Source organism: Bacillus cereus group sp. RP32, from assembly GCF_040459735.1.
In the GTDB taxonomy this organism is placed as follows: domain Bacteria; phylum Bacillota; class Bacilli; order Bacillales; family Bacillaceae_G; genus Bacillus_A; species Bacillus_A wiedmannii.
Map to the genome: position 1 here is coordinate 4,479,379 of NZ_JARVHO010000001.1, position 12,322 is coordinate 4,491,700.

The following is a 12,322-nucleotide window of genomic DNA, read 5'->3' on the forward strand; positions in this document are numbered from 1 at the left end:
AGGGGAAAATAACGCTACATACAAAAAATAAGTAACATTTTTTAATATAGCATTTATAAAGAAAAAGGTAAAACAATACTTCTTATTTAACTGCCCTGATTCACTAAAAAAGAACTTGTGAAAATCACAAGTTCTCCTCCATACATATTAAGCGCTCTGGTTTCCTTCCATTTGCGTTTTGTACATATCGTAATAACGCCCGCGCTTTTTCATTAGTTCATCATGAGAGCCTTTTTCTAAAATCGTTCCTCTATCAAGCACAATAATTTGATCTGCGCTTTTAATTGTTGAAAGACGGTGAGCGATAATAAATGTCGTTCTTCCTTTTTTCACAACTTCTAACGCTTGTTGGATCATCGCCTCTGTTTCTGTATCAATACTAGACGTTGCTTCATCTAAAATTAAAATGGCTGGATCAAAAGCGAGTGCTCTAGCAAACGAAATAAGCTGACGTTCTCCGGTTGAAAGTGTGCTTCCTTTCTCCGTAATTTCTTCATCTATATTGTTCGCAAACCGTTCAGCGCCAACATCACGCAATGCTTTTACGATGCGATCTTCTGAAATTTTTTCATTCTCTAAGCTTACATTAGAAGCGACCGTCCCGCTAAATAAAAACGGATCTTGCAGTACGATTCCCATATGTTCACGCGTTGCTTGTTTCGGCATCTCTTTTACATCGTGACCATCAATCGTAAGCTTCCCTTTTTCAAACTCGTAAAACTGGAAGAGTACATTCATAATGGAACTTTTTCCTGATCCAGTATGACCGACAAGTGCCACTGTCTCTCCTTGTTTCGCTTCAAAAGAAATATTTTTTAGCACTTCATCTTTTCCATTATAAGAAAACGACACATTATCAAACTTTACATTTCCTTGTAAGCGAGGCATACGTTCCTCTTCTACTGCTTCCCCTTTTTCCTCTAACAATTCAAAAACACGTTCTGATGCAACACGCGATTGTTCTAAGTTAGCAAGCTGATTTACCATATTTGTAATTGGCGAGAACAATCGTGTTAAATAATCAACGAACGCATACAGTATCCCTAGAGAAATGACGCCTGAAGCACTTAATGAAGCACCACCGAAATACCAAATCACACCTGTGAAAGCGATATTTCTTAATACAGACACTAAATTATGAGAAGTTGCTGCATTTAAATTTAAAATTTTATTTTGATACTTAAAATAATCGCCATTTAATTCTTCAAACTCTTTTTTCATTTCACGCTCTTGACGAAACGCTTGAATAATCGGCATCCCTTGGATCGATTCATTCACTGTTCCATTAATATCAGATAAACGAGAGCGCATTTTATGATTGTATACAGACGCATATTTTCTATAAAGAATTGCCCAAACAATTAAAATTGGGATAATTAATAAACATAATGACGCAAGTTTCACATCTAGTAAAAATAGCGCAGCGAATATCCCAATAATATAGATGATACTAGAAACGAATGTTGCCAACACCGTTACATATAAATCACGAATTGCTTCCGTATCATTCGTAACACGCGAAACAATTTTCCCCGCCGGCAAATGATCAAAGTATCGAATTGGCAACGTTTGAATATGAGAGAAAACATCTTCCCTCATAATTTGAATAATTTTGTTCGCTGCCTTCTGTAGGAAAAATTGCTTTCCGTATGCAAATAATGAGACAACTACTAATAAAGCGAAATAACCACCACCAAGTAATAATAGGGGGTTTATTTCTGGTTTATAAAACGCAAACACTTCTTCTTTCGTTAATGCTTTCGCTTTATACACTTGCACTGCCTTACCATTTTGGACGGTAATCATATCATCTTTTACAGTACGTGACCCTTCAGCATTCACTTTATTCGGTACAAAGTAATATTGAAAACCGACTTGCATCACGCGTACTTCTTTTCCTTTTTTCTCACCTTCCTGGAAGCGATCACTTCGCTTATAAAAGGCGCCATTATACGAAACAGCCTCTTCACTCTTTTCTGTTTCATACCAAGGTTTCTCTATCCCGACGATATGATCGTCAATCATCGTTTTCGCGACGAAAGGACCAGCAAGCTCTGCGATAACGAAAACAAATAACATTAGCATTGCTGCAAAAATTGTCCCTTTTACTTTCATCGCATATTGAAACAATCGTTTTGAAACGCTCATATTTTCACCCCACTATCCGCAATTTCATTTTCCCCTTGTTGTCTTTCAAACTGCTCAGCATACCAGCCTCCGCTTTGAATAAGCTGTTCATGCGTACCCTCTTCCATTACTTCTCCTTCATCCATAACGAGAATCCAATCCGCATGTTGTACGGCAGATAAACGGTGCGTCGTAATAATCGTCGTTTTTCCGCTTCTTTCTGTTCTTATATTTTCAATGATCGCTGCTTCCGTACGAGCATCAACAGCTGATAAAGAATCGTCCAAAATTAAAATTTCTGGATTTTGAATGACAGCTCGCGCAATTGAAATCCTTTGTTTTTGCCCTCCTGATAAAGAAACACCCTTCTCTCCAACGAGCGTTTCTAACCCTTCTGGTAAAAACTCTAAATCCTTTGTAAACGCCGCAATTTCAATCGCTTTCTCGAGTTCTTCTTCCGTCGCTTCTCGGTTTCCGAATAAAATATTTTCCCTCGCTGTTTTTGAGAACAAAATATGTTCCTGAGGTACATACCCAATCCATCCGAGTACATTTTCATTCGTTATGTTATCTAACGTCACATCAGAGACTGCAATATCCCCATCTCCAAGTGGGTATTGACGAAGAAGCTGGCGTACGAGCGTCGTTTTTCCGCTTCCTGTTTTTCCAACAACCCCAAGCGTTTCCCCTTGTTTTAATGTAAATGAAACCTTTTTTAAATTTGTTTCAGTTGATGAAGGATATGAAAAGGTAACGTCATCGAACTGAATATAATCCGGCTCTTGTACAAGCTTTGGATTTTTCGGATCCTTGACATCCGGTTCATACGCTAACGTTTCATTCACACGGTCTAATGAAGCATTTCCTCTTTGCATAACATTAATTAATTCGCCAATTGCAAACATCGGCCAAATCATCATTCCTAAATACACGTTAAATGAAACAAGTTCACCAAGTGTTACCTTTGATTGAAATACAAGATACGCGCCATACACTAAACCAATTAAATAACTAAGACCAACAAGCATTTTCACAGTTGGCTGGAATAATGCATCGATTCTAGCTACTTTCATATTTTTTTCGTATACGTCATCTCCTAAATGATGAAATCTTTCCTGATCCGCGTTCTCTTGTACGTATGCACGAATAACGCGCACACCAGCGATCGATTCAAGTACTTTATCATTCATATCTCCGAACGCATCTTGCGCAACTGTAAATCTCTCATGCAATTTCTTTCCATATATGTTCATCGCATACGCCATAATCGGAAGCGGTATAAGTGCCGCAAATGTAAGCTCCCAACTAATTGTAAATCCCATCATAAAGACAATCGTAAGCATATATAAACTCGAATCCACGAGCGTTAATATACCGAAACCAGCTGTCATAGCAATTGCTTTTAAATCATTTGTCGCTCTCGCCATTAAATCACCAGTACGATTTTTATGATAAAACGTCGGTGTCATCTTAAGTAAATGCCCCATAAATTTAGAGCGCATCGTCTTCTCCAGTACGAATGCTCCCCCAAACAATTGATGTTGCCAAACGAAAGTAAGACCATATCCAATTACCGTAACCCCTATTAAAATAAGAATAAATTGCATAATTGCAGCATTCGTTAACGTTCCTGTTTTTATATTATCAATCGTAACCCCTAACACTTTCGGGGGAATGACTTCAACTATATTTACAATTAAAAGAGCTCCAATGGCGATACTATATCTCTTCCAATGCTCTTTAAAAAACCATTTTAACTTTAGTAATACTGATAACAATGTAACCTCTCCCTTCTCGTTCTCGTTTCACTCCCATTTCTTTACCCACTATCCAGATCCATCACATTTACATTTCGTAATCCATACAATCTCATCACATTTTTCCACCTTCAAAAATTTTATATAGTAATGTGGAAAACAAAAAAAAAGCATACCGCCGCTTGACGATATGCACAAAAATGCATAAAAGCGTACGTTACGATATACGCAACGTACGCTTTTTATAAGACAAAGATGCCTTATATATCCGCACGGGTTGCGTAATGATATGAATGTTTTCTGCCATTTAACAGAGCTAAGCCCATCACGATTACAATCATTACGCACACCCCCTTCATTTATTTTCCATTTATAATCTTACAACTTTATTGAGTATTCTGTCAATTGTTTTTTTACAAACCGAATAAAAATATACGCTACATCATTTTGAAATAAGGGAATCTTCTGTAAGAAAGGGCATACAAAATAAAAAAAGAATAAGAAATCGTTTTCACAAACATTTCATTTGAAAAATGTTATCAAACACCCTACAATCACCTTATACTCACTCTTACAAGTTGCTATTTTAGGAGGACTAATCATGACAACTAGCAATACGTACAAATTTTATTTAGACGGAGAATGGAGAGAAAGCTCTTCAGGAGAAACAATCGAAATTCCATCTCCATACTTACACGAAGTAATTGGACAAGTACAAGCAATTACTCGCGGAGAAGTAGATGAAGCAATTACATCTGCAAAAGAAGCTCAAAAATCATGGGCGGAAGCTTCTCTACAAGATCGCGCAAAATATTTATATAAATGGGCTGATGAGCTCGTAAATATGCAAGATGAAATTGCCGATATCATTATGAAAGAAGTCGGTAAAGGTTATAAAGATGCGAAGAAAGAAGTTGTTCGTACAGCTGATTTCATTCGTTACACAATCGAAGAAGCTCTTCATATGCACGGAGAAAGCATGATGGGCGATAGCTTCCCTGGCGGAACGAAATCTAAACTTGCGATCATCCAACGCGCACCACTTGGTGTTGTATTAGCAATCGCACCATTTAACTACCCAGTAAACTTATCTGCTGCAAAACTTGCACCAGCATTAATTATGGGTAACGCTGTTATTTTCAAACCAGCAACTCAAGGTGCAATTAGTGGTATTAAAATGGTTGAAGCACTTCATAAAGCTGGCCTTCCAAAAGGTCTTGTAAACGTAGCTACAGGACGCGGTTCTGTCATTGGTGACTATTTAGTAGAACACGAAGGTATCAATATGGTATCGTTCACAGGTGGTACAAACACAGGTAAACATTTAGCGAAAAAAGCTGCAATGATTCCACTTGTATTAGAACTTGGTGGTAAAGACCCTGGTATCGTTCGTGAAGATGCTGACTTACAAGATGCTGCAAACCATATCGTAAGCGGTGCATTCTCTTACTCTGGTCAACGTTGTACAGCTATTAAACGTGTACTTGTACACGAAAACGTAGCAGATGAGCTTGTTAGCTTATTAAAAGCGCAAGTAGCTGAACTATCAGTTGGATCTCCAGAACAAGATAGCACAATCGTTCCATTAATCGACGACAAGTCTGCTGACTTCGTTCAAGGTTTAGTTGACGACGCTGTAGAAAAAGGTGCAACAATTGTTATCGGTAACAAACGTGAGCGTAACTTAATTTACCCAACATTAATCGACCACGTAACAGAAGAAATGAAAGTTGCTTGGGAAGAGCCATTCGGTCCAATCCTTCCAATCATCCGTGTTTCTTCAGATGAGCAAGCAATTGAAATTGCTAACAAATCAGAGTTCGGCTTACAAGCAAGTGTCTTCACAAAAGACATTAACAAAGCATTTGCAATTGCTAACAAAATCGAAACTGGTTCTGTTCAAATTAACGGACGCACAGAGCGCGGCCCTGACCACTTCCCATTCATCGGTGTAAAAGGTTCAGGTATGGGCGCACAAGGTATTCGTAAGAGCCTTGAGTCTATGACACGTGAAAAAGTAACAGTATTAAACTTAGTTTAATCTTATATGTAGAAGCTGATCTAATTTTGGATCAGCTTCTTTTTATATTAAATAATTATTCATCCTTAATCACAAACTCTTCTCTATAATCTGATTATTACTATATCCATTGACGTATAAAAATACATTTGTTACTCTTAACTACGTTAATTTAATATTTAAATCCTCATTCGTATCTCGGTGAGGTAGAGGTTGCAATCATTAAGAGTATCGTTTCAGGAGATGTAGTGGCATTGATGAAGGAATGAGAAAGGAATGATTGCCGAAGTAAGTCGTGTCCACCATGCACACTTGCTGGGTCTGCATTTAATAAGTGCAGAACTGTCACAAACGAAACATTTCGTTTGTGGAGAGCTATCGAGAGGTATGTCGTGGGTTTCTTATAAGATAGAAAGCATGTAGCGGCAAATTACGTGCTTTTTTTGTTTTGTTTGGGACTTCTCTTCTCTACTAAGAAGACATACATATCTCCTCGCTTGACTTGGTTATACTAACTTTGGAGGTATTTTCTATGCAACAAAAAAAATGGGGCTTTTGGGTACTAACAGCTTTCGTTGTCGGTAACATGGTTGGCGCTGGTATTTTCATGGTGCCAAGTACGTTAGCACAAACAGCAAGCCCTCTCGGTGTCACTTTAGCTTGGTTAACAACAGGGTTTGGTGTTTTAATGCTAGCTCTTGTTTTCGGTAATTTAGCAATTCGTCGTCCTGATTTAACGACAGGACCACAAAGTCATGCATATGCTTTATTCTCAACACCAAAAAAGAAAAAAATGGCTGGTTTCAGTATGGTATGGGGATATTGGGTAGCAAACTGGGCAAGTAACGTTGCCATCATTACATCTTTCGCGGGATATTTATCACTCTTCTTCCCAATTATGAAAGATACACGACTACTATTTTCAATCGGTTCTTTTAACATAGAAGTCGGAAAACTTATTACATTTACTATTTGTTCCATCTTACTTTGGGGAACTCATATTATATTAACAAACGGTGTAAGCGGAGCTGGAAAGCTAAACTTCTTAGCAACAACAACGAAAGTAACAGGATTCCTTTTATTCATCGTCGTTACGTTATTTGCATTCGAGGCTTCTAAGTTTGGACAATGGTACACACCGATGATCGATAAATCAGGTGTATCACACGGCCTTCTTTCACAAGTAAATTTAGCCGCTCTTACAACGCTTTGGGCATTTATCGGAATTGAATCAGCAGTACTTTTATCAAACCGTGCTACCTCTCCTAAAACAGTAAAACGCGCAACAGTTGCGGGATTACTTATTACAGTTGCGATTTACTTAGGAATTACAATTTTAACAATGGGTGTCCTTCACGTTGATAAATTACAAGCTTCTGAACGTCCATTAGCAGACGCATTAAACGCTGCAATGGGGCATGGCGGCGGGAAACTGATGGCATTACTTGCTCTTACTTCTCTATTCGGTTCTATCTTGGGCTGGATTTTATTAAGCTCAGAAGTACCATATCAAGCTGCAAAAGAAGGTTTCTTCCCTTCCTTCTTCACGAAAACAAATAAAAAAGGAAGTCCAATTTACTCATTACGATTAACAAACATTATGTCCCAAGTGTTCTTATTCTCAACACTATCCGGAACCATTGCGGAAGCTTATACATTCGTTATAACCGTATCAACACTGGCCTACCTCATTCCATATCTCGTTTCACCAATCTTCCAGTTAAAACTAGTCGCTACTGGTGAAACATATAAAAATGAAATGCGGGCAAGAATTACAGATGGTATAGTCGCAGTGATCGCACTTTGCTACGCACTATGGGTTATTAAAACCGGCGCATCTGATATAAAAACGTTCCTTCTCGGAATTGGTTTATTCGTAATCGGATTTGCTTTCTATCCATTAATGAATCGTGATGAGAAAAAAAATAACGAAAAGAAAAACGGGCAAGTTGCATAACGCAATTTGCTCGTTTTTTCTTTTGTAAAACATATATAATAGAACAAAGAGGTGAAAAACATGTCAATCGAATCACTATGGAGCAGTCGCTTCCAACAACATATTCAAAATATCATTACATACTTTGCACGTATGATTAACGGTTTACTATATAGCTTTATCTTTATTTCATGCGTTGGCGCATACTACTATGCTCAGTTTCTAAAAGCATCTCCTTCTAAAGGAATATCTTTACTACTTATCACAATTGTACTTACATTCATTATAACGAGATGTCCTATCCGTACATTTATTCAAAAACCTGATGCTGTCTATTTGCTTGCATTAGAAGAGAAACTAACGTCTTATTTTAAAAAATCTCTTCTATATAATTACATCATTCAGCTTTTCCCATTATTATTTACGTTCCTTATTCTCGTTCCACTTGCACTGCAATCATTACAATTAACTGTACCTTTCTTATGTACAATCTTTATCGTTTTAATGATTACGAAAGCTTGGAATATATATACACATTGGATGTGGCGTGATAGTCATGAAAAAAACATATGGTTAATTATTCGTATTACTTGTAACGCCCTAACCATTTACATGCTGTTTTACTCGGCACATGTTCTCATATTATGCGGATTGCTCTTACTACTTGCTTTCCTGCTTTTATATACGAGAAAGCAGCCAACAAAACGAATACCGTGGGATTACATAATTGAACAAGAAGAAAAAATGAACGTCCGTTTTTATCAATTCGCTAGCATTTTCACCGATGTTCCACAACTAAATAAGCAAGTAAATAAAAGAAAATGGCTTACAAATTGGATTGAACCTTTATTACATAAAAAGCGAGCAACTTTCTTCTATTTACATACACTAGCTTTTTTACGCGGGAATGATTATTTCGGTATATATATTCGCTTAGGGTTGATCGGTGCCTTCGCCTTATATTTTATACCAAACATATACGTAAAAGGCGCTATCGCATATATCGTCCTATATATGATTTCTATGCAGCTCCGTTCTCTGTGGAAATATTTTTCGGGAAATATTATTGTAGCATTATATCCAATTGATACTGAAAAACGAATGAATCAATTTCTTCACTTAATCTTTATATTGCTAAGCATTCAACTCATTGTATTTTCAATTGTTATACTCATTGCTACAAGTCAATTTTTACATAGCCTTATCATTATGATTGTCGGGTTACTCTGGATTAAATTTATTATTGTACCAAAAACGAAGCAACGCGTTTCCTCATTTTAACGAAAAGAATTATCTTAAAATCCAAGGAGAGAATAAATTCTCTCCTTGGATTTTTTATTTTCCTTCCTTAAATAAGAATCACTGGCACAACCGATATTTTATGATTTTACATACAAAAACGATAATACATGTTTACGTCCTAATAAAAAGGGTATGTATTAAATTAACAGGGCAAAGGAGGTGCCTATATTGTGAATAAGAAAATGGAGCAATTGGAACATCACGTTACAGATAATCGATGCAAACATGCTTTAACAACAAACCAAGGAGTAAAAATAGCCGAGGATGAATTTTCTTTAAAGATGGGCTTAAGAGGCCCAACCTTAATGGAGGATTTCCACTTTCGCGAGAAAATGACCCACTTTGATCATGAACGAATTCCTGAAAGAATTGTTCATGCGCGCGGAGTTGGAGCTCATGGTCATTTTCAGCTTTATGAATCTTTAGAAGCATATACAAAAGCAGATTTCCTTACTAATCCTTCAAAAAAAACACCTGTATTTGTACGGTTCTCGACCGTTCAAGGCTCTAAAGGATCCAATGACACAGTAAGAGATGTGCGCGGATTTGCCACAAAATTTTATACAGATGAAGGTAACTATGATTTAGTAGGTAATAATATGCCAGTATTCTTTATCCAAGATGCTATTAAATTCCCTGATTTTGTCCATGCAGTTAAACCAGAACCACATAATGATATTCCTCAGGGAGCTAGCGCTCATGATACATTTTGGGATTTTGTTGCCCATAATCCCGAGTCTACTCATATGGTTATGTGGCAGATGAGTGATCGCGCAATTCCGCGTAGTTTACGAATGATGGAAGGTTTTGGGGTTCATACATTTCGACTTATTAATAAAGAAGGAAAAGCCCACTTCGTAAAATTCCACTGGAAACCTACCCTCGGGTTTCATTCATTAGTATGGGATGAAGCCCAAAGGATTGCTGGAAAAAATCCTGATTTCCATCGTCAAGATTTATACGAAGCAATTGAAAAAGGCGATTATCCGGAATGGGAGCTTGGATTACAGTTAATTCCGGAAGAAGATGAGCATGCATTTGATTTTGATATTTTAGATCCAACGAAATTATGGCCAGAAGAAGAAGTTCCTGTAAAACTAGTTGGTAAAATGACACTCAACAAAAATGTTGATAACTTCTTTGCCGAAACGGAACAGGTAGCTTTTCACCCTGGCCATGTCGTACCAGGTATTGATTTTTCAAATGATCCTCTTCTGCAAGGAAGATTGTTCTCCTATACAGATACACAATTATCTCGTTTAGGAGGCCCTAATTTCCACCAGATTCCTATTAATCAGCCTGTATGTCCTTTTCATAATAATCAACGTGATGGCATGCATCAAATGCAGATTCATCGCGGTCAAACAAGCTATCATCCTAATGGCTTAAATAATAATCAACCAGCAACCGTCCAAGCCGAACAGGGTGGATATGAGCATTATCAAGAAAAGATTGATGGACATAAAATTAGAGGTCGCAGTAAAAGCTTCCTTAACTTTTATTCTCAAGCTAAACTTTTCTACAATAGTATGAATCCTATTGAAAAGCAGCACATAAAAGACGCATTTTGCTTTGAAGTTGGGAAGTGCAAATCAGACATGGTGAAAGCAAATGTAATTGCTCTTTTAAACCACGTCGATCGTCAATTAGCAAAGGAAGTCGCTAACATGATTGGAGCCCCTTTGCCTAAAGAAAATCACGAAATAAATTCGGATGCAAAATCACCTGCACTCAGCATGTCCAATACTATTTTTAAAGCTGATTCCAAAAATGTGGCAATTCTATTGAATGGTGACCCAAGCGTCTCCCTTCTGTCCGAATGGATTCAAGCTTTTGCACAGCACCGAATTAACTATGGCATCATAGATAATAAAATTCATCATTTCAATGATTCCATTAAAGTAACGGATACTTATACAACAGCAGACTCCTCACTTTTTGATGCAGTATTAGTGTTTAGTAGTGAATCTGTTATTCAACCCCCTGTTTTAGAATTTGCAGAAACTACTTTTAAACACTTTAAACCGATAGCCTATGTCCTTAGCGACCCTCATGCTTTAGACCATAGTAAGGTTAAACTGGATGAAGCAGGAGTTTACAACTTAACAGACACTTCAATTGAATCATTTATAGAAGGCATTGCCCAAGGACGATTCTGGAACCGATAATATAATGTAAGGAGCGGATTAGAATGAGTAAAAAAATTGCTACTTTAATAACAGATTATTTCGAGGACACAGAATACACAGAGCCAGCAGAAGCTTTTAAACAAAAGGGATATGAATTAACAACTATTGAAGCAGAAAAAGGTAAAACGGTACACGGTAAACAAGGAAAAAGTGAAGTCGTAATTGATAAAAGTATTGATGATGTTTCTCCAGATAACTTTGATGCCCTCTTCATACCAGGCGGATTTTCCCCAGATATACTTCGTGCAGATGAACGTTTCGTTCGCTTTAGCAAAGCATTTATGGATGCGAAAAAACCTGTTTTTGCTATTTGTCACGGCCCCCAATTACTCATCACTGCACAAACACTTGAAGGACGCGATGTAACTGGATATAAATCTATTGAGGTCGACTTAAAAAATGCTGGTGGACATTTTCATGACAAAGAGGTTGTCGTATGCCAAAATCAGCTAGTAACAAGTAGACAACCTGAAGATCTCCCAGCGTTTATTGAAGAATCATTGCGTATATTAGGATAGTTATTATAGGTTAACCAAAATAGCTGTTTAGCTACTTTGGTTAACCTTTTTATTTGTATGAAACATAAAAAGGAATGTCATTTTTAATGACCTGTGGATTCCATCCCTTCTTCGTCCCCAAATTTCTAATCACTTTTCATAGGCATTTCTCATATAGTGAAAATGACTATACGATTCCTATCCATAAGTTAAATAATGATTTTACACATATATAAATAAAAAAAGATGGGAGCCTTAATCATGAATAACAATCCACCTTCAACGCCCCCAAGACAACTCCGAAAACAATAGCCGTGACATTACACTGCAAACATTAAGGGTCATCGGACTCGTCGTCCTTATTAGTGGTTATATCCTCGTTGCGCTCTCTGAAGTAGGTGAGCTGAAAGTCTTATTAACGAACTCAAATAGCAATCCTGATTTAGCTGAAGTTGATCCGTTTTAAAAGCCATATGAAAAGCGATTTCTAGCAT

At 37.2% G+C, this 12,322-nt stretch carries 7 protein-coding genes, 1 pseudogene and 1 riboswitch; of the genes and pseudogenes, 6 read left to right on the forward strand and 2 right to left on the reverse strand.

The window, feature by feature from the left end:
• Positions 1-147: 147 nt before the first annotated feature.
• Positions 148-2,148 (reverse strand): ABC transporter ATP-binding protein, encoded by a 2,001-nt coding sequence (locus QCI46_RS23090; RefSeq protein ID WP_353841517.1) that lies wholly within the window; start codon positions 2,146-2,148, stop codon positions 148-150.
• Positions 2,145-3,905 carry an ABC transporter ATP-binding protein gene (locus QCI46_RS23095; protein WP_327959466.1) on the reverse strand — a complete coding sequence of 587 codons (1,761 nt, stop codon included), beginning with the start codon at positions 3,903-3,905 and terminating at the stop codon, positions 2,145-2,147. The genes QCI46_RS23090 and QCI46_RS23095 overlap by 4 nt, the downstream gene beginning before the upstream one ends.
• A gap of 580 nt (positions 3,906-4,485) precedes the next feature.
• On the opposite strand from QCI46_RS23095, the gene gapN reads away from it, so the two are divergent.
• The 6 genes and pseudogenes from gapN to QCI46_RS23125 all read left to right on the forward strand — a co-directional run bounded on the left by gapN (position 4,486) and on the right by QCI46_RS23125 (position 12,294).
• The gene (gene gapN / locus QCI46_RS23100) at positions 4,486-5,925 is read left to right on the forward strand and encodes an NADP-dependent glyceraldehyde-3-phosphate dehydrogenase (protein ID WP_353841518.1); all 1,440 of its coding nucleotides are present in this window, start codon (positions 4,486-4,488) and stop codon (positions 5,923-5,925) included.
• Positions 5,926-6,103: 178 nt separating this feature from the next.
• Positions 6,104-6,290, forward strand: a riboswitch (Lysine riboswitch).
• 146 nt (positions 6,291-6,436) lie between these two features.
• Positions 6,437-7,861, forward strand: coding sequence for an amino acid permease (locus QCI46_RS23105; protein WP_088062091.1), 1,425 nt, complete (start codon positions 6,437-6,439; stop codon positions 7,859-7,861).
• Positions 7,862-7,921: 60 nt separating this feature from the next.
• On the forward strand, positions 7,922-9,121 hold the full coding sequence (locus QCI46_RS23110) for an ABC transporter permease (RefSeq protein WP_353841519.1): 1,200 nt from the start codon (positions 7,922-7,924) through the stop codon (positions 9,119-9,121).
• A 191-nt stretch (positions 9,122-9,312) separates the two neighbouring features.
• Positions 9,313-11,310: a catalase gene (locus QCI46_RS23115; RefSeq protein WP_353841520.1), complete on the forward strand. Its 1,998-nt coding sequence runs from the start codon at positions 9,313-9,315 to the stop codon at positions 11,308-11,310.
• Between the two features lie 23 nt (positions 11,311-11,333).
• Positions 11,334-11,849 (forward strand): type 1 glutamine amidotransferase domain-containing protein, encoded by a 516-nt coding sequence (locus QCI46_RS23120; protein WP_353841521.1) that lies wholly within the window; start codon positions 11,334-11,336, stop codon positions 11,847-11,849.
• A gap of 240 nt (positions 11,850-12,089) precedes the next feature.
• Positions 12,090-12,294 (forward strand): annotated as a pseudogene (locus QCI46_RS23125) (hypothetical protein).
• The last annotated feature ends 28 nt before the right edge of the window (positions 12,295-12,322 follow it).